General features: G+C 46.5%; 27 protein-coding genes and 1 riboswitch. Of the genes, 1 reads left to right on the forward strand and 26 read right to left on the reverse strand.

The window, feature by feature from the left end:
* Window positions 1–38: 38 nt before the first annotated feature.
* From HQN90_RS02210 to HQN90_RS02295, 18 genes are all read right to left on the reverse strand, one after another.
* Window positions 39–572, reverse strand: a complete 534-nt coding sequence (locus HQN90_RS02210) for a spore maturation protein (RefSeq protein ID WP_326071341.1) — start codon at window positions 570–572, stop codon at window positions 39–41.
* A gap of 6 nt (window positions 573–578) precedes the next feature.
* The gene (locus HQN90_RS02215) at window positions 579–1,178 is read right to left on the reverse strand and encodes a nucleoside recognition domain-containing protein (protein WP_079409620.1); all 600 of its coding nucleotides are present in this window, start codon (window positions 1,176–1,178) and stop codon (window positions 579–581) included.
* Between the two features lie 12 nt (window positions 1,179–1,190).
* Window positions 1,191–2,384, reverse strand: a complete 1,194-nt coding sequence (locus tag HQN90_RS02220) for a D-alanyl-D-alanine carboxypeptidase family protein (protein WP_173216014.1) — start codon at window positions 2,382–2,384, stop codon at window positions 1,191–1,193.
* 407 nt (window positions 2,385–2,791) lie between these two features.
* Window positions 2,792–3,289: a GerW family sporulation protein gene (gene ytfJ, locus HQN90_RS02225; RefSeq protein WP_173216016.1), complete on the reverse strand. Its 498-nt coding sequence runs from the start codon at window positions 3,287–3,289 to the stop codon at window positions 2,792–2,794.
* 116 nt (window positions 3,290–3,405) lie between these two features.
* Window positions 3,406–4,107 (reverse strand): DUF2953 domain-containing protein, encoded by a 702-nt coding sequence (locus HQN90_RS02230; protein WP_173216019.1) that lies wholly within the window; start codon window positions 4,105–4,107, stop codon window positions 3,406–3,408.
* A gap of 109 nt (window positions 4,108–4,216) precedes the next feature.
* Window positions 4,217–4,819 (reverse strand): SMC-Scp complex subunit ScpB, encoded by a 603-nt coding sequence (scpB, locus tag HQN90_RS02235; RefSeq protein WP_173216484.1) that lies wholly within the window; start codon window positions 4,817–4,819, stop codon window positions 4,217–4,219.
* Window positions 4,803–5,594, reverse strand: coding sequence for a segregation and condensation protein A (locus tag HQN90_RS02240; RefSeq protein ID WP_079409615.1), 792 nt, complete (start codon window positions 5,592–5,594; stop codon window positions 4,803–4,805). Before HQN90_RS02240 ends, scpB begins: the two co-directional genes overlap by 17 nt.
* Window positions 5,595–5,609: 15 nt before the next feature.
* The gene (locus HQN90_RS02245; protein ID WP_173216021.1) at window positions 5,610–6,251 is read right to left on the reverse strand and encodes a site-2 protease family protein; all 642 of its coding nucleotides are present in this window, start codon (window positions 6,249–6,251) and stop codon (window positions 5,610–5,612) included.
* Window positions 6,251–6,721, reverse strand: a complete 471-nt coding sequence (gene ribH / locus HQN90_RS02250; protein ID WP_173216023.1) for a 6,7-dimethyl-8-ribityllumazine synthase — start codon at window positions 6,719–6,721, stop codon at window positions 6,251–6,253. The genes HQN90_RS02245 and ribH overlap by 1 nt, the downstream gene beginning before the upstream one ends.
* A 59-nt stretch (window positions 6,722–6,780) precedes the next feature.
* Entirely contained in the window at window positions 6,781–8,007 is a 1,227-nt protein-coding gene (locus HQN90_RS02255; RefSeq protein WP_173216025.1) for a bifunctional 3,4-dihydroxy-2-butanone-4-phosphate synthase/GTP cyclohydrolase II, read from the reverse strand.
* Between the two features lie 136 nt (window positions 8,008–8,143).
* Window positions 8,144–8,815: a riboflavin synthase gene (gene ribE, locus HQN90_RS02260; protein WP_173216027.1), complete on the reverse strand. Its 672-nt coding sequence runs from the start codon at window positions 8,813–8,815 to the stop codon at window positions 8,144–8,146.
* A gap of 16 nt (window positions 8,816–8,831) precedes the next feature.
* Entirely contained in the window at window positions 8,832–9,941 is a 1,110-nt protein-coding gene (gene ribD / locus HQN90_RS02265; RefSeq protein WP_338042266.1) for a bifunctional diaminohydroxyphosphoribosylaminopyrimidine deaminase/5-amino-6-(5-phosphoribosylamino)uracil reductase RibD, read from the reverse strand.
* 236 nt (window positions 9,942–10,177) lie between these two features.
* Window positions 10,178–10,360, reverse strand: a riboswitch (FMN riboswitch).
* A gap of 125 nt (window positions 10,361–10,485) precedes the next feature.
* On the reverse strand, window positions 10,486–12,042 hold the full coding sequence (locus HQN90_RS02270; RefSeq protein ID WP_173216029.1) for a sensor domain-containing diguanylate cyclase: 1,557 nt from the start codon (window positions 12,040–12,042) through the stop codon (window positions 10,486–10,488).
* A 176-nt stretch (window positions 12,043–12,218) separates the two neighbouring features.
* Entirely contained in the window at window positions 12,219–12,650 is a 432-nt protein-coding gene (locus HQN90_RS02275) for a peptidylprolyl isomerase (protein WP_079409609.1), read from the reverse strand.
* A 381-nt stretch (window positions 12,651–13,031) separates the two neighbouring features.
* Window positions 13,032–14,363, reverse strand: coding sequence for a diaminopimelate decarboxylase (gene lysA / locus HQN90_RS02280; RefSeq protein WP_173216031.1), 1,332 nt, complete (start codon window positions 14,361–14,363; stop codon window positions 13,032–13,034).
* Between the two features lie 162 nt (window positions 14,364–14,525).
* A complete protein-coding gene (locus HQN90_RS02285) occupies window positions 14,526–16,154 on the reverse strand; it encodes a spore germination protein (RefSeq protein WP_173216033.1) in 1,629 nt (542 codons plus the stop codon).
* Between the two features lie 23 nt (window positions 16,155–16,177).
* Window positions 16,178–16,600, reverse strand: coding sequence for a stage V sporulation protein AB (locus HQN90_RS02290; RefSeq protein ID WP_411830306.1), 423 nt, complete (start codon window positions 16,598–16,600; stop codon window positions 16,178–16,180).
* Entirely contained in the window at window positions 16,597–17,229 is a 633-nt protein-coding gene (locus HQN90_RS02295) for a stage V sporulation protein AA (RefSeq protein WP_173216035.1), read from the reverse strand. Before HQN90_RS02295 ends, HQN90_RS02290 begins: the two co-directional genes overlap by 4 nt.
* Before the next feature lie 164 nt (window positions 17,230–17,393).
* Between HQN90_RS02295 and HQN90_RS02300 the strand changes: the two genes are divergently transcribed.
* A complete protein-coding gene (locus HQN90_RS02300; RefSeq protein WP_079409606.1) occupies window positions 17,394–17,603 on the forward strand; it encodes a DUF378 domain-containing protein in 210 nt (69 codons plus the stop codon).
* Window positions 17,604–17,712: 109 nt separating this feature from the next.
* Here HQN90_RS02300 and sigF read toward each other — a convergent pair whose 3' ends face one another.
* From sigF to HQN90_RS02340, 8 genes are all read right to left on the reverse strand, one after another.
* The gene (gene sigF / locus HQN90_RS02305; protein WP_079409605.1) at window positions 17,713–18,468 is read right to left on the reverse strand and encodes an RNA polymerase sporulation sigma factor SigF; all 756 of its coding nucleotides are present in this window, start codon (window positions 18,466–18,468) and stop codon (window positions 17,713–17,715) included.
* A gap of 11 nt (window positions 18,469–18,479) precedes the next feature.
* Complete coding sequence (gene spoIIAB / locus HQN90_RS02310) at window positions 18,480–18,926, reverse strand: anti-sigma F factor (protein WP_079409604.1); 447 nt, start codon at window positions 18,924–18,926, stop codon at window positions 18,480–18,482.
* A complete protein-coding gene (gene spoIIAA, locus HQN90_RS02315) occupies window positions 18,923–19,276 on the reverse strand; it encodes an anti-sigma F factor antagonist (RefSeq protein WP_079409694.1) in 354 nt (117 codons plus the stop codon). The genes spoIIAB and spoIIAA overlap by 4 nt, the downstream gene beginning before the upstream one ends.
* A 130-nt stretch (window positions 19,277–19,406) precedes the next feature.
* Window positions 19,407–20,582 carry a D-alanyl-D-alanine carboxypeptidase family protein gene (locus HQN90_RS02320; RefSeq protein ID WP_173216037.1) on the reverse strand — a complete coding sequence of 392 codons (1,176 nt, stop codon included), beginning with the start codon at window positions 20,580–20,582 and terminating at the stop codon, window positions 19,407–19,409.
* A gap of 207 nt (window positions 20,583–20,789) precedes the next feature.
* Entirely contained in the window at window positions 20,790–22,091 is a 1,302-nt protein-coding gene (locus HQN90_RS02325; RefSeq protein WP_173216039.1) for a pyrimidine-nucleoside phosphorylase, read from the reverse strand.
* A gap of 109 nt (window positions 22,092–22,200) precedes the next feature.
* Window positions 22,201–22,584, reverse strand: coding sequence for a cupredoxin domain-containing protein (locus tag HQN90_RS02330; RefSeq protein WP_079409601.1), 384 nt, complete (start codon window positions 22,582–22,584; stop codon window positions 22,201–22,203).
* Between the two features lie 179 nt (window positions 22,585–22,763).
* Window positions 22,764–23,201, reverse strand: coding sequence for a flagellar protein (locus HQN90_RS02335; RefSeq protein WP_173216041.1), 438 nt, complete (start codon window positions 23,199–23,201; stop codon window positions 22,764–22,766).
* Between the two features lie 180 nt (window positions 23,202–23,381).
* Entirely contained in the window at window positions 23,382–24,209 is an 828-nt protein-coding gene (locus HQN90_RS02340; protein WP_173216044.1) for a purine-nucleoside phosphorylase, read from the reverse strand.
* Window positions 24,210–24,224: the final 15 nt, after the last annotated feature.

A 24,224-nucleotide genomic window follows, 5' to 3' on the forward strand; every position in this document is an offset into this window, starting at 1 on the left:
AAATCTCAAGAGCAGAGGGGTAATCTATACAACATCTTTTAAACAAATACCAGATAACAGATGACAATGGAGGCAACAAAGCCAACAAGATCCGAGATTAAGCCTACTTTCAACGCATAGCTGGCTTTACGAATTCCGATAGCCCCAAAATAAACCGTTATCACATATAAGGTCGTATCGGTGCTCCCCTGCACGGTTGAAGCTATGCGTCCAATCATCGAATCCGGACCAAACTGCTCGATGAGATCCGTGGTAAAGGCTAAAGAGCCCGCTCCCGTTATTGGACGCAGTATCGCTAATGGCAGCACCTCCGTTGGAACGCCCATGCGATCAAACAAAGGATGCATCCAGCCGAGCAGTAAATCCATCGCCCCCGAAGCTCGAAACACGGAGATTGCCACCATCATGCCAACGAGATGCGGAATAATTTTGATGGCTGTATCAAAGCCTTCTTTGGCGCCGTCTACGAACGATTCGTAAACAGGCACTTTTTTGTAAGCCGCATATAAAGGAATAAAAACAATCATTATCGGGATGGCCCAAGCAGAGATGAGAGAAACAAGGGCATACACTTGACATCATCCTTTCAGCGGAGGAATTGGCGAGCGAGACCTGCGATACCAACGGTCTACAACAATCGCTGCAGCGGTAGAGATGATGGTTGCAATGAGCGTCGTTCCTACGATTTCCGCTGGATTGACGGAATTATAATTCATCCGGATAGCAATTAATGTCGTCGGAATTAAGGTTACGCTAGACGTGTTTAGCGCAAGTAGAGTACACATCGCCGTACTCGCTGTCTCTTTATCCGGATTGAGCTTTTGCAGCTCTTGCATGGCTTTAATGCCCATCGGGGTAGCTGCATTCCCAAGCCCCAGAATGTTGGCGCTCATATTCGACATAATATAACCGATTGCCGGATGGTTTTTCGGAACACTCGGGAATAAGAAGCGGATAGCCGGCTGCAGAAGCCTGGCGATTTTGCTTAGAATGCCTGCATCCTCCGCTATTCTCATCATCCCCATCCAAAACACAAGCACACTGATCAATCCAAAGCAAACCGTAACCCCACTTTTGGCCCCATCAAATGCAGCTTGCGTAACGGCCTCAATATTTCCGTTTAATGCGGCTACTGCAAATCCCACCACTATAAAAAATAACCAGATCCAATTCACCATGGCTATGTCCCCCTAATCTGCCCACTCGGATTCAGAGATCATAAACAATTCCCTGACTAATAATCTGAACACATAGCCATAGTGGGAAAGCAGCGTTTCCTTGTAAGCTTCTCCTTGTTGGAAAGAAAAGGTAGATTGACTGGCTGATTGCAGCAGTGGACTTGTCTTCTCATAAATGGGTATCGTCCCAATAATGGCATCTTTCAGTGTTATTTGCAGCGTACCCCGTTCGCCTAACCGATAGGAAGCCGTTGCCGGATCGGCCAGCGTCACTTTGCGCTTCACCAAGGCTGCTTCACCTTCAGCCAATGGATAAGAAAAATTTCTGGAGACAACGTCCGTTGTCCCTTCAACCGCGTCCCCTTTTCTAACGATGGTTTGCAGAGGATAATACGTAAAGCCATATTGCAGCAAACGTGCATGATCGCCCCAATCATCCGGATCGTTCAGCGTAACTACCGCCAGTTGATGCCCATCTTTCGTAGCCGAAGAGACAAGACAACGCTTGGCCAGCTTCGTGTAACCGGTTTTGACACCGTCTGCTCCTTCAAACAGGCTCAGCATTTTGTTTTTGTTCAGCCACGAGTAATCCCATGCCTCATTCGGATTCGGCACTTTCTTCAGCTTCGTGGATACAATATCCTGGAACACACTGTTGTTCAAGGCGTAAGCCGTCAGCTTCGCCATATCGTTCGGGCTGGAGCGGTGGCCTTCCCCCTCGTCCAAGCCAGAAGGGTTCGTGAAATGCGAATGATCCATGCCTAGCATCTTCGCTTTCTCATTCATAAGGTAAACGAAGCCGTCTATGCTTCCCCCAATATGCTCAGCGATAGCAGTTGCTGCATCGTTGCCGGAGCGCAGCATCAACCCATAAAGCATGTCATGGAGCCTCATCTCTTCGCCCAGCTTCAAATAAATCGACGAGCCTTCCTTGCCAAAGGCATTTTTGCTCACTTTAACCTTATCGTTCAAATTCCCCTGTTCAATGGCAATAATGGCCGTCATAATTTTCGTTAGACTAGCAATTCGCATTGGCGTGTCCCCTTTTTGACTATAGAGGATACGCCCCGACTCCACATCAATCAAGGTGGCGCCAACCGCATTCGTATGGATGCCAGGCGGTGCTGCTTCCACTTGTGCCAGTGGAGCGAGCAGCAAACCAACCAGCGTGCTGCACAATAGGATGAACCGGACTCTTTTCTTCATTGTTTTCCCCCTAGACCAAAGAACTTGTACCATCGACAACACAAAACTTTGTACAAGTATATGCTTGGAGATTGGGGATATGTCCAAGACTTGTCTTCCTTTGCCAGAAGACAAACATAGAAAAAAGGCAGGACTTACGTCAGCCCTCAGAAATTCTGGAAATTTCCTTACGAAAAGGAACTGGGATCCGCTAAATGACTCAGAAACCGGTATTTGCGGCTGAAAGGGAAGTAGTATCCCTTATTTCACCTCATTCGGGGGATATTCAAGCAAATTGAACAAAATAGCTTACCGTAGTTCCGTCTGACTAGCCAAATGGCTAATTTGATCAAGAATAAGGGAACGTAGTTCCCAAAGCGCAAGAAAAAAGCTGTCCACAAAGGACAGCTCCAACGAAGGCCGATCTGTTACACAATAAAATTTTGGTTCTCAATATTCGTTACATTGCTTCCATTGGCACCCGCAGCGCCTGCTGGAGCTTTGGAACTCATGCCTTTAATCATGCTTTGAATTCTGTCCACAACTTGAGGTGCTGAATCAATCAGACGTTCAAGGATATGCGTTTGATTGTCGAGCGGCACAACTTTCACCCCATTTTTCCCTACAACGAGGAAAGCAATTGGCGTAATGGATACCCCGCCGCCGCTGCCTCCACCGAAAGGAAGGGAAACCTTCGCATTCAGGGCATCGCTTTTGTTCATTGAGCCGCCTTCGATTTCGATTTCGGAATCGGTCATGAACTCGCTGCCGCCGGCAGCAAAACCGAATCCTACTTTAGATATCGGCATAATAACACTGCCGTCCGGCGTCTCGACCGGGTCGCCGACAATCGTGTTTACGTCAACCATCTCTTTAATGTTTTCCATGGCGACTTTCATGAGGCCTTGAATTGGATGTTCGGACATAATCGTATTCCTCCTTAGCGATTTTAGCCAGTAAACTGGCATCGGAAACGCAAGCGTCAAAGACCAATATTGGTTCTTTTTTAGAATGCCCTTAGTGGAATATCGTTATGTACACATCAAGATGCCGTTTTAACCCTAGATCTGGTCTTCAGCGCTAGTTGAATCCAAGTACGAAGACCGCCTTTCACTTTTGCTGCGCGAACAAGCAGTCGTACGCCGGCGAATAAGGCAAACCATACACGAATCCGGCCGGCAAAGCGAAATTCAGTCGAGAACTGTTTTTGATTGTATTGCGGAATGACATCCACCCGCGGCTTCGTCATCAGTTTCACATACCGAATCGTAAAACCAAGCAGGGTTGATTTAATCCCCCAAATGGCTCCTGTTGTGATGGCTGTTTCTGGTGCGTCTCCTACCCCTACTCGCGTAATCCATTTCAACTCCGTACATTCCACTCTGGCAAGTGTTTGTTTCAACCAGCTATACAATTGCAACGTATTTTCCAGAAGAACTTTAGCTTCGTTGTAGTAGGCGATCACTTTATCTTTGGTAATATGATCCTTGGTTTCATCTTTCAATTTAGTACTTGCTTTGTTCACTACTTCTGATTTAATCATGATTCCCTGAGCAAATCCTTTGAATTGAATAATGGGAATCACATAGCGATAACGTACAATCCCAAACAATGCACGCACTTCCACCGAAAGCGTATCGTTGTCCCGAACGCGAGAGAAGTAGAGCTCCCCTCTGATAAAGCTAATCAGAACAACGATAATCGCAATAATGACAATGAGTACAGCAAGTCCGATCCACAACAAAGTGATATGCCTCCTCAGCAAAAAAACTCCAATGCAAGAAAAAGTCTTCTCGCCAGTGGAGTTAGTATGTTCTTAGAATGGGAATGAAATGCATTTGATGATGATCTTCTTACTCGGCTTCTTCGTTCACATCTTCAAGAGTAAGCTGCTTCTGATCTCCGCCAAGCCGGTCAAATAACAGGCGAGTTTCTTCTTCCAGATCAAAATTGCCTTGAAAGCCGGTCGAATCCGGGAGCTCCTGAATTGAGCTCAAGCCGAAATATTCAAGAAATTGCTTGGATGTGCCATATAAAATCGGTCTCCCTACAGCGTCAGCCCGTCCCACCTCAGTAATTAAATCTTTCCCAGTTAGTGTCGCCAGTGCGCGATCACATTTTACGCCGCGTATCTCTTCGATCTCAACTCGCGTAATAGGCTGCTTGTAGGCAACAATGGATAACGTTTCTAAAGCAGCTTGGGAGAGCGAGGAACGCGACGGTGTATAGGCGAGCCGTTCAAAATAGGGAGCGTGCTCAGCTAACGTTGTCAGTTGATAAGCTCCGGCCACTTCAACAATTTGAATTCCTCGTCCTTTGCGTTTAAACTCCGTTCTCATATCTTTGAGCAGATCACGAACCAAATACAAATCCAGCTCCATCACCTCTGCCAGCTGCTTCGCATCTAAGCCCTCGTCACCTGAGGCAAAGAGCAGTCCTTCAATAATCGATTTCATCTGTGGAAAATTGAGTGTCAATGTCAGAACCCTCCTCTTTGGCTTGGATCACGATGTCTTCGAACAGCTTGTGTTGATGACAAACGACTTTTTTCATTTTCATTAATTCTAGAATGGCTAGAAACGTAACAACGATTTCTTCCCGCGTCATTTCATAATCAAAAAGCTTCGAGAACAGCAATTTGCCGCCTCGTATTTTCAGCAAATCAACGACTTCACGAATACGATCCTTCACGGAGATCTCATCGCGGCGTATTCTTGCAACAACATTCCGATTAGCCAGCTTTCTCAAAGTCCGCTGAAATGCGAAAAGCAAATCCGCCACATCCAGCCCTTCCACCGGATTTTCCTGAACATGGGGCAGGAAAGGCGTTAAATCCTCAGGCTCACGCGTATAAACTAAACTGCGCTCAACCTCTTTATCCCTAAGCATATCCGCAATTGACTTATACTTGCGATACTCAATCAGCTTCGCAACAAGCTCAGAACGTGGATCAAGCTCATCTTCCATATCATCAAAATATTCATCAAATTCGATTACAGGCGGTTTAGGCAGCAGCATTTTACTCTTAATGGAGAGCAGTGTTGCAGCCATGACCAGAAACTCACTCGTGATTTCGAGCTCTAATTCCTGCATGGCTTGCACATAACTTAAATACTGATCTGTAATTTCTTTGATAGGAATATTATAAATGTCAAGTTCATTTTTATCGATAAGATGAAGCAATAGATCAAGGGGGCCTTCAAAAGCTTCTAACTTATAAGTGACTTTCATTTCTGTTCCCCCTTGTCATATTGAAAATAATTGCATAACCAGCTGCGCGGCGAGCGGATACACATGCCCCAGCAGCCATTGTCCCATAGGTGTAATCATTAGAAAAACAACTAGAATAAGTGCGTAGCGCTGGTTTCTGTCAAACCAGACTTTTCTTTGGCTTGGTACCCATCCTTTGAGGATGTACCAGCCATCCAACGGATAAAGAGGCAGTATATGTATGAAGCAAAGCATAATATTGACGATGACGCCATACTGCAAATAGACTCGCCATTGTTCCACGGTTATCGACTCCGCTGTTCCTCCTACAATGGAAGGTAGGAAGAAATAGAGCCACCAGAAGAGCAAAGCGAGCAGCAAATTTATAACAGGACCCGCCAGGAAAACGAGTGTGTTGGACAGTTTTGGCCTTTTCTTGAAATTAGCTTCGTCAATCGGCATTTTCTTCGACCAGCCATACGGTCCAAAAACAATCATGGCCAACCCCAAGGCATCCAAATGGGCCAAGGGGTTAAGCGATAATCGTTTGCTTTCCCGAGCTGTTCGATCTCCGAGCAGCCAAGCTGCTCCCGCGTGCGCAGCATCATGCAGCGTCATAGCGACTAGAAAGGCAAGCAGTCGGGGAAGCAGTGTTTCCAAATGATAATAAGACAGCATTAGGAAGTAAATTGTTTCGTTAAATTCGCCATTTCAATAGCTGTTACTGCGGCTTCCCAGCCTTTATTGCCGGCTTTTGTTCCTGCGCGCTCAACGGCTTGCTCAATGGAATCTGTCGTCAACACACCGAAAATCGTCGGAACGCCCGTTTTCAGGTTAATTGCCGCAACACCTTTAGCTACTTCACTGCACACATAATCGAAGTGAGGCGTTGACCCCCGAATGACAGCACCTAGGGTAATAACAGCGTCGTATTTGCCGCTCTCCGCCATTTTTTGAGCGATTAACGGAAGTTCGAACGCACCAGGTACCCAAGCGATATCAACTTCCTCTTCATTCACACCGTGACGCTTCAGAGCATCTTGAGCTCCTCCAAGCAATTTGGAAGTGATGAATTCATTGAAACGACCTACGACGATGCCATATTTTAAGTTTTGTGAAATTAAATGTCCTTCAAAAATGTTAGCCATGAGTATAGTCTCCCTCTCTTTAGAAAACGTTGTAGTATGTGTAAATTGGACCTTTATGCTTAAATGCCGCTGCCCGAATCATGAAAACTCAGCATGTGGCCAAGCTTGTGCTTTTTCGTTTGCAAATAACTGAGATTGTCCGCTTTGCTATCCATCTGAATCGGAACACGTTCAACGACCTCGAGGCCATAGCCTTCAAGACCTTTAATTTTGCGCGGATTATTCGTCAATAGACGAAGTTGAGTAATACCGAGGTCCTTCAGAATTTGCGCACCAATCCCATAATCCCGAAGATCAGCAGCAAACCCAAGTTTAATATTCGCCTCTACGGTATCCAATCCCTGCTCCTGCAGCGCATAAGCTTTCAATTTGTTGATTAAGCCGATACCGCGACCTTCCTGTCGCATATATAATAATACACCACTGCCCTCTTCATCAATCTGTTTTAATGCCGCATCAAGCTGAGGGCCGCAATCACAGCGATGAGAATGGAACACATCTCCCGTTAAGCACTCGGAATGTACACGCACTAAAGTTGGTTTGGAAGGATCAATTGTCCCTTTGACAAGAGCAACATGCTCTTTGTTGTCCAGCTGATTCGTGTAGGCAATTGCTTTAAACACTCCGAAATCCGTCGGCAGCTTGATTTCAACTTCACGCTCAACTAGTTTCTCTTGTTGATTGCGATATTGAATCAAATCCTGAATCGTAATAATGCGCAAATCATGCTTGGCTGCAAGCTCCATTAGATCAGGTACGCGCGCCATTGTACCATCTTCTTTGATCACTTCACAGATGACAGCGGCCGGATAAGAGTCGCACAAGATCGCTAGATCAACAGCGGCTTCGGTGTGGCCTGCTCGGCGAAGAACGCCGCCTTTTTTGGCAATCAGCGGGAAAATATGACCAGGTCTGCGGAAATCCTGTGGTCTCGTTGTCGGATCAATCAAGCCCATAATCGTTCGGGAACGCTCATGTGCCGAAATTCCGGTACTCGTTTCACTATGGTCTACCGAGACGGTAAATGCCGTTCCATGATAGTCCGTATTCCTTGCGACCATAGGCGGCAGGTCCAGTTCCAGCGCACGTTCTTCCGTAATCGGCGCACAGACAAGTCCACGTCCTTCTTTAATCATGAAGTTGATAACTTCCGGCGTCGTTTTATCCGCGAGTGCGATAAAGTCGCCTTCGTTCTCACGATCTTCATCGTCAACAACGATAATGACTTTGCCTGAAATGAGATCCTGCAGAGCTTCCTCAATTTTGTTGAATTTGATTTGTGTCATATTCACCTCTCCTAAGAGTTTTGCTTTAGCAAAACTATCTTCGTAAGCATGGGCTGAGTTTTGCTTTAGCAAAACTATCTTCGTAAGCATAAGCTGAGTTTTGCTTTAGCAAAACTTTCTTCGTAAGCATGGGCTGTTACATAAATCCGTTATCAGCCAGAAAACTTGCGGTCAGCTTGCTTGGTTTAGGACTGCTGTTTTCCGAGGCATCGGATGAACCAAACTTAAGCAGTCGCTCCATATATTTGCCAAGAACGTCACATTCCATGTTGATCGTATCTCCAGCTTTTTTATCATTGAGAACCGTTTGAGCCAGCGTATGTGGAATAATCGAGACGGCGACTTCACGTTCATTGACGTCCACCACCGTAAGGCTAATGCCATCAATCGTGATGGAGCCGCCGGCAATGATGTAACGGAAAATATGCGTATTCTCCGGCTCGAACCGGTAAACAACGGCATTTTCTTCCGGTGTGCGGGAAAGGATCGTGGCCGTAGCATCCACATGTCCTTGAACGATGTGTCCGCCGAATCGACCATTCGCCGCCATCGCACGCTCCAAATTCACGCGTGTGCCGGTTTGCAGCTTGCGAAGGTTGGTCTTGCGATACGTTTCGGGCATAACGTCCACGGAGAAAGACTCGCTATCGAAAGCAATGACAGTCAGACATACACCGTTCACTGAAATACTATCTCCCAGATGGACATCTGACAGCACTTTCTTGGCGCCAATCGTTAGCACCATCGCTTGACCTTGGCTATGAATGCGGCGCATGTGGCCGATTTCTTCAATAATGCCGGTAAACATGACAGCCCTCCATTCGTTAGTTCGGATATATCGGATAGCCTGTTAGGCAAATATCCGGTCCGAGCTGCTCGACCTTCACCCGGTCGAGCGTAATTGCTTCATCCATCTTCGCGAAGCCTTCGAAGTTGATGTTCACAGGTGCTGCGTGGCCTCCGCCGATCAGTTTCGGCGCAAACATCAGCACCAGCTTGTCTAGCAGGCGCTGCTCCAGCATAGCGCCGTTCAACTTGCCTCCGCCCTCCATGAGGATGGAGCCGATCTCCCGCTCGCCCAGCTGGCGCATGGCGAGCGTCAGGTCCACCTGCGGGCCATCCCCGCAGGTGAGGATCGTGATGCCGCGCGCTTCCAGCGCGGCACGCCGCTCTGCCGGCGCCTGTGCGCTGGCGAGCAGGATCGTCGGTTGACGATCCTGCTCGGTGAGCACGCGGGCGCCGAGAGGGACTCGCAGCTGCGAGTCCGCGATGATCCGTACCGGCTGCACAGCCGGTACGTCGCCGCGCGCGCTCAGCTGCGGGTCGTCGGCGATGACGGTGTCAACGCCGACCATAATCCCCTGATGCCGATGGCGCAGGGTGTGCACATAAGCACGCGACGCCGGCGATGTAATCCATTTGCTGTCGCCGGTCTTCGAGGCGATGCGACCATCGAGCGTGCTCGCCGTTTTCATCGTCACAAATGGCATCCGCGTGATGATGTATTTGTTGAAGGCCTCATTCATAGCTGAGGACTCATCGGCTAGCAGCCCCACGCTGACCTCGATGCCTTGGGCTTGCAGCTTGGCGATGCCCGTTCCCGCCACCAGCGGGTTCGGGTCTGTGGCCGCAACAACGACGCGTGTCACCCCCGCCTCAATCAGGCGGTCGCTGCATGGCGGCGTCTTGCCGAAATGGCTGCACGGCTCCAAAGTAACATAAGCCGTACTTCCTCTAGCTTCCTCGCCTGCCATCTGCAAGGCGAGAACTTCCGCATGCCCATGGCCGCGTTTCAAGTGCGCCCCCATGCCTACAATACGTCCATCCTTCACGAGGACGCAGCCTACAACCGGGTTGATCCCCGTTTGGCCTAATGCGCCGGCTGCCATTTGCAAGGCAAGTTTCATGTAAGCTTCGTCATTCAGTACATGCACGTCGTTTACCGCCTTCCACCCATCCAGCTTGATTATGAATGCAAAAAGACCCCTCCGTATATCGGGAAGGGGCCAGAGATTGTCGAGATAACACGAATAAGCTTCTGCCTATACGTACTTGCCGCATTTTTGATCAAACCAAACAAGATCGACGTTTCTGCTTCAAAAGACAGACTTGCCGAATTTTTGTTTACGTGAAAAAATGAACAAGTACGCATAGCGAATGTTAAATTCGCGTATTCCTTCTCCCATCCAGACTATACTGTCGGTTCCGGAATTGCACCGGATCAGCCGTAGCGAAGCTGTATGTCAGGTACCGCTAGCTTCAAAACGGGTCACGGACTTATCGAAACCAAGTACTAGGTACATGACTTCGAATCACCGCCGGTGTGGAATTTCACCACGCCCCGAAGGTTTTGCATACATATGAAAGTAACTTACAACTAGGAACTAGCTAAAAATTACTTTGGTAATGAAAAATTTATCACTCACACCTCGAAAAAGCAAGGGCTTTTTTTGCATGATTCCCAAATATGAATATGCCTTACGCTGACTCCACGCGATTTCTCCCCCTACTTTTCGCCCGATATAACGCTTTATCGGCATAAGCAATAAGCTCGTCCACATCTTTCGTTGTATCAGGAAATGAAGCCACCCCTATGGACACCGTAATATGTTTCCCACTGGGTCCCCTCGCTTCAGCCATCGATTTCCGCGCTGTTTCCGCTCTTCTCATCGCCGTTTTCAGCGAAGTATTTGGCAGCAAGATGACAAACTCTTCTCCGCCATAGCGGAAAATGGCTCCGCTTTTGCCTAACGAGTTTTGCAGGCTCTCGGCTAGAAATTGCAACACCTTATCTCCAATAACATGACCATATGTATCGTTGACCTTTTTGAAATGATCAATATCGAGAACCAGAATAGCAAATGGATTTTGCTGTGAGATCAGGTTTTGCATAAACAATTCCATCGTACGGCGATTATAGACGCCCGTTAAGGGATCTGTTTGGGAAATATGTGAAAGGTCATCAAATTCCGTGCGCAAATGAGTAACCGCCAAACTGAACGCCTTGTGAAGCTTGTTCGCTTCATACATCCAGGAGTGAATGCGCGGCGGATCTTCTTGCTCAAGATTATTCGTTGAGAGCTTCGCAGCATAATTAGCCAACCTCAAGAGGGGCTCGGACATTTTCCTGATGAGCATATAGATCACGAACATGAACGCAAGCACAATTGGAATGACATAAAGAAGAACTTGCCTAACAAGGTGATGAGAATCCGCTAATACGACTTTCATTGGCGTTTGAGCAACAATCCCCCATCTCGATTCCTTCATGTATGTGTAACTGGCGAGCATATCCACACCTTTGGTATTAATAAGCCTCCGCATACCGCTTCTCCCTTGCAGCAGCTCTCTTACCGCTGGATTCTCGCCAACCTGATCTCCGATCCGGGCTGGATCAGGATGGTAAATCAAATTTCCTCCGGAGCTCACAACAAAAAAATAGGAACCATCTTCCCCCTTGAGCTTATCCCCTAACACCACATTAAACATATTCGTTTCATGCAATCTTATTGTTCCGCCAAGTGCACCAATAAACTCCCCATATTCATTAAATAAAGGCTGGATAATGGCAACAGACAAATAATTGGCATTGGTATAAAACGGTTCTGAAATAATTGGACGCTGCTGAATAAAAAGCTTCTCAACATCAGGCATGATCTTTTTCCCAATCACATCGCTATTATAAGGAGATGTATTCGTGATAATCCCTGAACGATCGATCAGCGAAATCGTATTCAGGCTCGTATGATTTAGTCGAAACAGTTCCAACTGCTCGAACATGTCCGGCCGCTTAAGATCTTTTTGCAAATATTCGCCTGTTACGGCGAGTCCTTGTTTTAAATTCGAGAATAAGCCGTCCACCGTGTCCGCGATTTTATCCGCATATGCCTTGTTTAATTCAAAGGTAGTCCGTGTCAACGATTTTTTCTCATTATAATAACTGATCAAGATACTTGCGCCCAAGGTTGTGAGGACAGAAATAAGCACAATAGCATTGACTAGGTTCCTAAGTTTAAAATCTCCTCTATGCACCATATCGCTTTCCTCCACTTTGGTATTTAGCTCTCTTTCTATTTTCCTAGAGAATTGTTAGTAAAATACGCAATAAGGTTTCAGGAGAGTGTTAGTTTTCATCATACTTCTGTCAAATTTTGCATAAAAAAAAGAATCTGCCGAGTTACCTCAACAGATTCTTTGATTCCATTCGTAAATTATACTTCTACAACTTCAACTTTTTCCATAACGTCTTTGCCTTTGAAAGCATCGACCAACTCCATGCCTTTGGACACTTTACCGAAAACAGTATGCTGTCCATCCAGATGTGGTTGCGGTTGGTAAGCGATGTAGAATTGGCTTCCACCTGTGTTTCTGCCTGCATGAGCCATCGCCAAGGAGCCGCGCTCATGTTTGTTCGGGTTGATTTCACAGTTGATTTGGTAGCCTGGACCACCTGTTCCTGTGCCGGTTGGACAACCGCCTTGTGCTACGAATCCTGGAATGACGCGATGAAAAACAAGACCGTTATAGAAACCGGAGTTTGCTAATTTTTCAAAGTTGGCAACGGTATTTGGAGCGTCGTTTTCGAAAAGATCGATAACAACCTCGCCGCCACCTGCTAGTTTAATATTTGCTTGTTTGGCCATTTGTGGTCCACTCCTTTTGACAATAATATCTTATTCTACTATGAAACTTTACATTTCACAAATGACACGCGAGACTGCACCTAAACTTGTCCCCTTTTTCCTCGCAGATGCTGAGCAAGTTGAATGACTCCTCGACACTGAAAGCCTGCGAAAGTGCAGGCATTTTCATCATAAATCGTGAGAAAAGTGAAAAACCTGCAATTGTGCAGGCATTCTCATCTTTTCTCTCAACGAAGTGTGAAAAGGCTGAATAAACATGCAGATATGCAGGAATTTCGTAATATCGGTTATTCAAGGAATGAAAAAGATGCATAATCGCAGGTATTTACCAAATACCGATTCTATCAGCATTCCTGACAGCTCACACCTGCGAACGCTCCGTTACATCGTTGTGCTGACTTGTTTCATTCTTGCTGGAATGAGGTCGTTGCCGATGATGTTGTCAAACGATTCCCGTTTCACGACAAGATCGCTTTGGCCGTCTTTTACAAAAACAACGCCAGGACGACGAATACGATTGTAGTTGCTCGCCATTGCATAGTTATAAGCACCTGTGCAGGAAACAGCCAGTATGTCGCCTACTGACACTTTAGGCAGGTTCAAGTCCCAGATCAGCATATCGCCGCTTTCACAGCATTTGCCAGCGATTGAAACTACCTCTTCAGTTTGCTCTGTAGCTCGGTTTGCCAGCATAGCTTCATATTCAGCCTCATACAGCGCAGGACGCGGATTATCTGTCATACCACCATCTACAGCTACATATTTGCGTACGCCGGGAATATCTTTCGTAGTCCCTACTGTATACAAGGTCGTACCTGCATCGCCGACGATGCTGCGACCTGGCTCTACCCAAATCTCAGGCAGCGGGTAATCATTGTTGCCGAAGTTCTCTTTGATAGCTTCTGTAATAGCTTCCACATAGACAGCAACCGGAAGCGGAGTATGGCCTTCCACATAACGAATACCAAAGCCGCCGCCAAGATTAATGACAGGGAAAATAATTCCTGTTTCTTTACGCACTTGAACGGCAAAACCAGCAACTTTCTCAGCAGCAATGCGGAATCCGTCTACTTCAAAAATTTGTGAGCCGATATGGGAATGCACACCGAGAACGTCCAAATTGCTTAAGGAAGCCGCTTCTTTGATCGCACGCATGGCGGACCCATTCCCCAAGTCGAAGCCGAATTTGGAATCGGTTTGGCCTGTAGAGATGAACTCATGCGTATGCGCTTCTACTCCTGGTGTAATGCGCAGCAAAACTTTTACTTTCTGGCGTTTATCTCCAGCAATAGCGTTCAATAATTGCAGCTCAATAAAATTATCTACAACAAAACAACCGATTTTTGCATCTATAGCCATTTCGATCTCATCCACAGTTTTGTTATTGCCATGGAAATGAATGCGTTCAGCAGGAAAACCCGCCTGCAGCGCCGTGTACAGCTCTCCATCGGAAACTACGTCCAAGGACATTCCTTCTTCTTCCACGATACGGCACATCGCCATCACACAAAATGCTTTGCTGGCATAAGCCACTTGAAATTTCAAGCCAGACGCGCGGAAGGCGTCAACAAACTCACGACAACGTTGACGTACTAACGCTTCATCGAATACATATAAAGGCGTGCCGTATTCCGCAACCAGCTGTGTTGCATCGACACCGCCGATTTCGAGGTGGCCTTGATCGTTTACTTTACTAGTACCATGTAAATACATAGCTTGATTTCCCCTTCTTCCGGAACCATTTCTTGCCATTATCCGCTTAAGCGGCAATTCGCATTACTAATAAAAGTAACATAGGGAAAGCTCATTTGACAATACACTTATCCAAGCATGAAGAAAAAGGGCACCCGTGATCTGCGCCCTTTTTCTTCGTGATTACGATTTAGGCTGACGTGTACCGTCAATAGGCTTCGTAAGGCTTAATCGTGTTTTGCCGGCCAACACAGGACGACGAACGAGAATGGAGAAAAAGCTCTTCGCATTGAACGGAATGAACGGCCACATGTACGGAGCGTTGTACGATTTTCTGGTTGCTAATAAAATGAGCCATAACGTAGACCCGATCACAAAACCCGGAACATGGAAGATGGCCACAATGATGAGCAGAGCAAGCCGGACGATTCGATTAGCCAGCCCTAATTCGTAACTCGGAGTGGCAAACATCCCAATGGAGGCAAGGGCCAAATACAAGATAACTTCATTGATAAACAACCCGGCTTTGACAGCGATATCCCCCACTAAAATGGCTGCAACCAGACCCATCGCTGTTGCAAGTGGTGTAGGTGTATGTACGGCTGCCATGCGCATCAAATCTATTCCGATATCAGCCAGCAGGAACTGGACTAACAGTGGCAGAGTACCTTCCTTCTGCGGACCGAGGAATTCCAGACCTGCAGGCTTTAAGGACGGATCCATCACCATCATGAACCAGAGCGGCAGCAAGAAGAGGGAGGCCATGATCCCAACGAATCGCACCCATCTTAAATACGTTCCGATAAAAGGGGTTTGCCGATATTCCTCGGCGTGCTGCACATGATGGAAAAACGTCGTTGGCAAAATCATCACGCTCGGCGAAGTGTCCACAAACACACAAACATGACCTTCGAGCAGATGGGCTGAAACAACGTCAGGCCGCTCTGAATAGCGAACCATCGGATATGGATTCCACCCTTTATTCACGATCGCTTCTTCAAGCTGCTTTTCACCCAATGGAAGTCCGTCGATATCTACGCCCTTTATTTTATCTTTGATTGCTTTCACTAAGTCTGCATTCGCAATGTCATTGATATAAGACACACAGACGTCCGTTTTCGTTCTTTTGCCGATTTGCATAATTTCCAGCTTTAATCGCTCGTCACGTATTCTCCGTCTCACCAAAGTAACATTCAATAACAAGGTTTCGACGAAACCATCACGTGAACCGCGAACTACCCGCTCCAAATCAGGCTCGGCAATGGAACGTACTGGATAATTTTTGACATCAATCGTAATCGCGGCGGTCTCACCTTCAATGAAGAAGGCCGTTCCGCCCATCAATACTTGTCCTACGATTTCTGACATTTTTTTGTAGGATTTAACTTGAATATGAGGAATCAGTTTTTCGATGAACGCTTCCAGGGTATGATAGGAAACGGCTTCTTTGTCGGCATACGATAGCCTTGTAAGAATATCCGTTAATACGGTATCCTTCGCGAAGCCGTTGCAGAAGAAAATGCCCACACGCTTGGAGCCAAACACCATCTCTCGAAGAACCAGATCAAAGCTCCGGTTCAGCCCTACCCGCTCTTCGAGTACCCTTTGAATTTCGCGCAAGCTTCGAGGAATGTCTTCTTGGGTTTTAAGCGCTTTTTCCTCAGCGGTCATATCCGTAACTGGATTGTAGGGAGACAAATTCCCCTCCTCATCGATCGCCAGCTTGTCAGATTGCTGATTATCCGATTGCTCCTGCGTGCCATTCGAGTTACTTTTATCGCTGGCATTGCCTTTTTTTACAATCAATTTCATCGAGCGAGCCCCCTTAGCCTCTGTTAATAAAATAACCACTCAAACAACGAACCAAATACTTTACCGAAAATCATCGCCATAAGCAGTAAAATCATATAAGAATCCATGCCCACACGTTTGGCCAGAATGGGAAGCACATTAATAATTTCCGTTAGCGCAGCTGCCAGCATACCAACGAAACAGCCTGCGAATACACCCACTATCGCTGTCCCCATCGGAAAAAGCGGGAGCTCGATATCACTGAAGTCAACCCATGTAAAAAAGAGTGAACCCAGCACCACCGCCGCTTCATACGCGCGTATTTTGGCAAAAGAGTAGGTGATTTGCGCCAGCCTTGGGATGATATCGAGCACCACCAGGAAGGCAACCATCCCGCTGCCTACAGCGATACCGCCTGCTAGTCCAATAAATGCGATTAATAGGCCTTCCCCGAGAAGGGTGATCACTTCGACTCACCTTCCGAATGGATTTTCATATATTCTTCCGTGATGACGTAATGATTGATATTTTCTTGATACATGAACATTTCCACCTCCAAAGGGCTCGGTTCTTCATTGAACTTCTTCTTGAAGAGATGATTGAAGAATATGACCATACCCACTCCAATGCCCAGAGAATATGGAATTTGCAAGATTAACGGGTGTTCAACCTTCTTCCCCGTCATCAGCTCGTAGATGCGTTGGTGAACTTGAAGCATAGAAACATCGGCGTGAAAATTCATGATCGCAAGCCCTGAACCAATAAATAAGAGCAGCCATACCAAGCCAATTAGAACCGGGCTGGCCTTCTTGTTGTCCGTGAAGATTTCCAGAAGTACATGCGGTTCTCCAAAATGCTCGATTTGCAGCTCCGGATATTTCGCTTTGACTTTGCGAACAATCAGCATCATATCAATCAGTACGCGGTTGCCATCCTCATGCTGCGGTTGATGAATGATCAGTTCATGCAGCGCTTGTTCATATTGAGGCTCTACAATGAGCTGAGCGATTTGGCTTAGTTTCACAACAGAGCCCTTGCGGACACTTGCTTTGCGGCGAAGTCTAATGTAGAGATATGGAGCTCCATTCTGTGCCATGGTCTCACTCCCTTCATCCTCCATGTATAGGAGTAGTATGCAAATTCCTTCCTACGCATAAACACTTGGTCTAATGGTAAATTCTCCAGGAATAAAGCAAGCATACATTTGGCATAGTAAGAAATGAATAACGATAACTTATTCCATATAAAGAAGGTGATAACATGGCAAAATTCGCATTAACACTCGTTATTATTGGTGCGTTGAATTGGCTTTTGGTTGGGCTCTTCGAATGGGATTTAGTTTCTGCTTTGCTCGGCGGAGATTCTCACAGAGAATCTTCAGGACTAAGCCGCGTCATCTACACGATCGTTGGCTTATGTGGGATCTATTGTGTTAGATTTTACGCTGATGACAGACGCGCTGTCCGTTAAACCATGACTTTGCAGCAATATAAACAAACCTGCATAAGCAAAAAACCGCTCTCCAGAAGGAGAACGGCTTTTTGTGTTTCGCACGGCTGCATGATTAGCGCTGCCGTCGTTATTGAGCAATCTGATCCTTGATTGATTGCAAGATTTTCTTTTCCAATCGTGACACTTGGACTTGGGAAATCCCCAATCTGCTGGCGACTTCAGACTGGGTCTGGTCGCGGAAATAGCGAAGATACACAATAAGCCGTTCTCGTTCAGAAAGCGTGCCTATCGCTTCATTTAATGCCAGCTTCTCAAACCATTTATCACCGGATTCATCCGATATCTGATCCATTAATGTGATGGGATCTCCATCATTCTCAAACACAGTCTCATGAATCGAGGAGAGCGGCTTATTCGCTTCTTGCGCGAAAACCACTTCCTCCGGCGTAATCATGAGTTCTTCGGCAACTTCTTTAATCGTAGGAAGACGCCCCAGACGCTTGGACAGCTCATCCTTCGTCTTGCGAATCTTATTCGCCAGCTCTTTCAGCGAGCGGCTTACTTTCAGCGTTCCGTCATCACGCAGGAAGCGCTGGATCTCACCGATAATCATCGGTACGGCATACGTTGAGAATTTAACATCATAAGAGAGATCGAATTTGTCAACGGACTTGAGCAGTCCGATGCAACCGATCTGGAACAAGTCTTCGGCTTCGTAACCCCGGTTCAAAAAGCGTTGAACCACTGACCAGACCAAGCGGATATTGCAGCTGACGAGTGTTTCTCTAGCGAGTCCATCTCCGGATTGACTGAGGGCGATTAACCGTTTGACTTCCGAATCGTCTAAATAACTATGAGAAGCATGCTTCAGATCGACATCCATAGATCAAACCCCTAATTGTATAAAGCTTTTTTAGATTCAATTCGCTTCAACATGTTTATTTTGGTTCCGATTCCGACGGCCGTCACAACTTCCACTTCGTCCATGAAATTTTCCATAATCGTGAATCCCATTCCAGAACGCTCCAGCTCTGGTTTAGAGGTATACAGCGGTTCTTTCGCCTGCTCTAAATCGGCAATACCTGAACCTTTGTCTTCGATCGTAATGCGCACCACATCGTCATCAATGTGTGTGGAAATGGTAATAATGCCATCGGTCTGGTTATTGTAGCCATGAATGATGGCATTGGTTACCGCTTCCGACACAACTGTTTTGATATCCGTTAATTCATTCAACGTGGGATCTAATTGAGAGACAAAAGCAGCAACAGCAACACGGGCGAAAGCTTCATTCTCGGAACGGCTGGCAAACTGCAGCGTCATAAAGTTATGTTCACTCATAGCGCAACCTCCAAACTGGACATTGCATTGCGTTCATTATCTTGAATCGAAACAATCTTAAACATTCCTGAAAGCTCGAACAAGCGGTAAACAGCAGGAGAGACATCACATACGACCATCTTGCCGCCTTTACTCGTAATTTGCTTATAGCGACCGAGAATGACACCTAGGCCTGAGCTGTCCATGAAAGATAGATCTTTCAAACTAAGAATCAAGTGCTGCGTATGCTCTTTGGCAATCGCTTCCTCCATCCTAGCCTTCACACTATCTGCCGTGTGATGATCCAGCTCACCTTTCAATCTAACAATCAGCGCTCTTCGGCCTTGCTCAAATTCTATTTGCAGGCTCAACATGTTCACTCCTTCCCAGTCATGAAACATAAGTTTCTACATCTGAGTTGGAATATCCTGCCACCCGACAAAACTAGAAGAAAACTGCTAAAAGATGTACTAAACTGCGTTTATTCGCGAAATCTCACGGTTAATCCGTGGTAAAAATCTGAGTAGTTGTACGCTTAAAGAGCTTCCACCAGGTCGCTTTCGCCACATCAACAGGTGACTCCAACGGGTACTCCGACAGCACACTGTCGCCATTATAGACAACGATTCTACCAATCGGCTGTCCCATAGTGATCGGTGCTTTAAGGTTTGGATCCAATTTCAGCTCATGTCGAATATTTTCAGTAGGCGTGCCTTTTTTCATTAAAATGCTATAATTCTGCTTGGCAACAAGCGGAACTGTCGAAACCTGCCCTTTGTTTACGGTGAAATTCCCTAAACTGTCTCCTGATTTAAACAACGGATAATTCGTAAATTGCGCAAACGCATAATCAAACAGCTTGGATACTTCAGCGTTTCGCGTTTTGGTATTCGGTTCACCCAGAACGACCGCGACAACACGCAAATTATCTCGTTTGGCTGTTGCGGATAAACAGAATTTCGCTTCACTTGTGTAGCCCGTTTTCAATCCATCAGCACCGCTGTAGAAACGAACGAGCTTGTTCGTATTCACAAGCCAGAAAGGGTTTGGCGTTTCCTTGCGCAAATAGTCTTGATAAGCGCCTGTAAATTTCGTTATGCCTTCATGTTTCAGCAGTTCGCGAGACATGATGGCAATATCGTTGGCCGTTGTATAGTGATTTGCCACTGGCAGTCCGTTGCAATTCGAGAAATGCGTGTTTTTCATGTCCAATTGCTGTGCTCGCTCATTCATCATCTGCACAAAATTTTCTTCTGAGCCCGCAATCTTCTCTGCCATAGCGACAGAAGCATCGTTGCCGGACGCCATCGCGATTCCTTTCAGCATATCTTGAACGGTCATTTCTTCACCCGGCTTCAAGAATATTTGCGATCCGCCCATGGATGCCGCGTATTCGCTGACTCCAACTTTCTCATCCATCTTTATATTGCCTTTGTCGACAGCCTCCATGATCAGGAGCATTGTCATGATCTTCGTAATACTTGCAGGCGGAAGCTTCGTATCTTTATTTTTCTCGGCGATGACCGTCCCTGTATCTGCATCCATCAAGACGGCGGATTGGGCATTTGGCGTCAAATCAACCGTAGGTGCCTTCTTCTCTTCGGCGAAAGCCGCCGGTACGAGAAGCGTCAAACAAATTTGGAAACAGATAAAACAAATTAGCCCTTTTTTTCGCATAGCAATTGTACCCCTCCTGTGATAAATGAAGTGAAAGCCTGACACTTGCAGCTTGAATGACTGCTAATCAGTCTTGACGATTTCATCGTAAAATATTCCAAGAGAAGGAAAATAAAGATAGAACCAAAGCGCTGTCCGTTTCCGAAAAAAGCAAAAAACCCTAACTACCACATTCCTGTGGCCGTTAGGGCAGCTGACTTCGTGAAATTAAACGATTACGTCATAGATTAATTGAACTGGGGCAGGCTTTGTCGACTTGATACGATACGCGTCAAGAATCATCGCACTCACTTCCTTGACTTCCTCGCGATTCGCATGGATCGTACAGATCGATTCTCCCTTTTTCACGGAATCACCGATTTTCTTATTCAGGGTTAGGCCAACCGCATAGTCGATCTGATCTTCTTTTTTCGCACGGCCAGCGCCCAGCAGCATGGCAGCAATACCGATATGCTCCGCATCAATCTGATTGACGTAGCCTTCTTGCTCAGCTAACACTTCAAAATGATAGGCAGCCGTCGGCAGCAAATCAGGTTGGTCTACGACATTCGGATCGCCCCCCTGGCTTGCTACGAAGCGTCTGAACGTATCCAAAGCTTTCCCCTTGGCAATAATGTCCCGAACGGCTTCCTGAGCCTCTTCAAAGCTCTCAAACACTTTGCCCAGCACTGACATATAAGCCGCTACCGAGATCGCAACTTCAGTCAGCTCTTTGTCGCCAGTACCGCGCAGAACGTCAATGGATTCACGGATTTCATTGGCATTGCCGATTTCACGCCCGAGCGGCTGCTCCATGTCCGTAATCATCGCGATCGTATTCCGATTCAACTTTTTGCCGATGTCGACCATCGTCCTAGCTAGAACACGCGCATCATCAACCGTTTTCATGAATGCGCCTGAGCCAATTTTCACGTCCAGTACGATCGCATCTGCGCCTGAAGCAATTTTCTTGCTCATGATCGAACTCGCAATCAGTGGAATAGAATCAACCGTTGCTGTCACGTCACGCAAGGCGTACATCTTTTTATCCGCAGGAGCTAAATTTCCGCTTTGACCGACAATCGCAATTTTGTTGGTATTCACGGCTTCGATGAAAGCCTCATTCGTCAGCTCGATCTGGAAGCCCGGAATCGACTCCAGCTTGTCAACTGTTCCGCCTGTATGACCAAGTCCTCTGCCTGACATTTTGGCAACAGGAACACCTAGTGAGGCAACGATTGGCCCAACGATAAGACTGATTTTATCGCCAACGCCGCCTGTTGAATGTTTATCCACTTTGATCCCGGCAATCGCCGATAAGTCAATCATTTCTCCTGAACCCGCCATAGCCAGCGTAAGCGCTGAAATTTCTTCACTTGTCATCCCATTGAAAAAAATAGCCATCAATAAGGCAGACATTTGATAGTCCGGAATATCCCCGTTTGTATATCCGCTTACGATATGTGTAATTTCTTGATCAGTAAGTCCTTCGCCTAAGCGCTTTTTATGTATTAAATCAACCATTCTCATTATGTCTTCCTCCTTAGCTCTTTACACAATTATATATCTATACGGCTGCTGACGCTTCACCAAATCGAAAAAAGGGAGCTGTTAGGCCCCCTTAGTCTTGCTATTCCACTTATTGAACAACAAGTTTTGATTTCATTTTAGCATGTCCTTCACCGCAAGGAAGCACACAATCAATTTCATATGTACCTGGCTTGTCGAACGTTAATTCTTTGGAAGGGTTCTCTTTATCCAACTTGATATCCAAACCTACGATTTCGATGGCATGAACGCCCTCTTTCAAAGACAAAGATACTTTCGTTGGCTCTCCGCTTTTCACTGTGAAGTCAGCTTGGTCAAACTGCCAGTTGGAAGCAACGATTTTCAGTTGCTGAATTTTGCTAGATGCAGCTTCTGCATCCTTCGCCTCTTGGCGAGCAGAAATATCAGTAAAGAGGACTCCCAGCCCCAATGCGCCCGCAAGTATAAATAATACAAAGAAAATCCACTTTTGCATGCATATCCCCCTCATCATGTGTTCACTTTATCTATTCTACCTAACAACTTAAGACATTCACATACATAGTTAGTGGCAAATCATTGAATATTTTGTGACGAAATTGTGAATGAGACTTTCATAAAAACATCCCCCTTAACGGGGGATATTACTCTTACTATTGCCCAAGTTCGCTTAAATTACACGCCTCTTAATCTTTCGCGGATTTGGAAACCGCCGGAAGTTATCGTTTGTTTCTCTCTGCGAAGCACCTGAAAAGATTTATCTTTGTCCTTCAGCTCCCGAATATCTTGGGTAATTCGATACGCACAGTCTGGACACATCTTCTGTTGACGAATCGGCTTCGAACAAGAAGCACAGGGGTAGCTCAAATTAGGATAATCCGTCAAATGCAGCTTTCCTTCTCTGATCCAAGCATGCAGTTGTTCAGGTGTTACTCCCGTCGCAACGCAAACCTGCGAATTCCTAGAACGATGGTTTCTGCGCAAGAAATCCAAGCTGTTGGTTAAGATGGCGTCCATACTATGACTGCAGTCTGAGCACTGATTTCTCAGATTCTTCTGGAATACTTTACCGCAGCGCGGACAGTTTGCTACCGTTAATTGTGGGATGGCCATGCTCCACCACATCCTTGTTATGGAATAGGTACCCCGCTCTGGGACGCCTTAAGATCTAGTTCTAATTAACTATATCTTAGCATGACTTCCTCACTTTTTCTAGGTCTTCTGATGCTTAATCTCATTAAAAATTCATAAAATTTCAACCCCAACACCCTTCATGCAGTGTGCCGGTTCATCTTATAGAGCGTCAATGATTCCCAAAACTAATTTCAGAAACTTAGGCTTTACTTGCTCTGTCGTTTCCATCACTTCGGCGTGAGAAAGCGGCTGATCCAAAATGCCGGAAGCCATATTGGAAATACAGGAGAAGCCCAGCACTTCGATCCCTGCATGACGGGCTACGATAACTTCAGGTACCGTTGACATTCCCACGGAATCCCCGCCAAGCGTGCGGAACATCCGGATCTCAGCCGGCGTTTCGTAGTTAGGTCCGAGCAAGCCGACATATACCCCTTCTTGCAGTTTAAAATCTTGTGTCGCGGCAACCTCATGCGCCAGCTTGCGCAGGCGCTTGCTGTACGCTTCGGACATATCCGGGAAGCGCGCACCCAGCGCGTTGTCATTAGGCCCGATAAGCGGATTCCGGAATGTCAAATTTAAGTGATCGCTAATTACCATCAAATCACCGACCTGATAGGATTCGTTGATTCCACCAGCCGCGTTCGTAACGATCAAGATCTCGATACCAAGCTCTTTCATTACACGCACTGGGAAAGAAACCGTTTCTGCGCCATACCCTTCATACGCATGAAAACGGCCTTTCATCATTAAAACTTGCTTCCCTTGAATCGTTCCTACAACAAGCTCGCCAGCATGGCCTTCCACCGTGGAGACCGGGAAATGAGGAATACGGGCGTAATCCACGACGATAGGCTGCTCGATCAAATCAGCAAGAACGCCAAGACCGGAACCGAGAATAAGCCCAATTTGCGGTTTAATATTCGTCTCTTTGCTAATAAAGGCTGCTGCCTCTTGAATTTTCTGGATCAGGGATACTTCGGACATGGATAAATTCCTCCT

Source organism: Paenibacillus alba (genome assembly GCF_013204855.1).
In the GTDB taxonomy this organism is placed as follows: Bacteria; Bacillota; Bacilli; order Paenibacillales; family NBRC-103111; genus Paenibacillus_E; species Paenibacillus_E alba.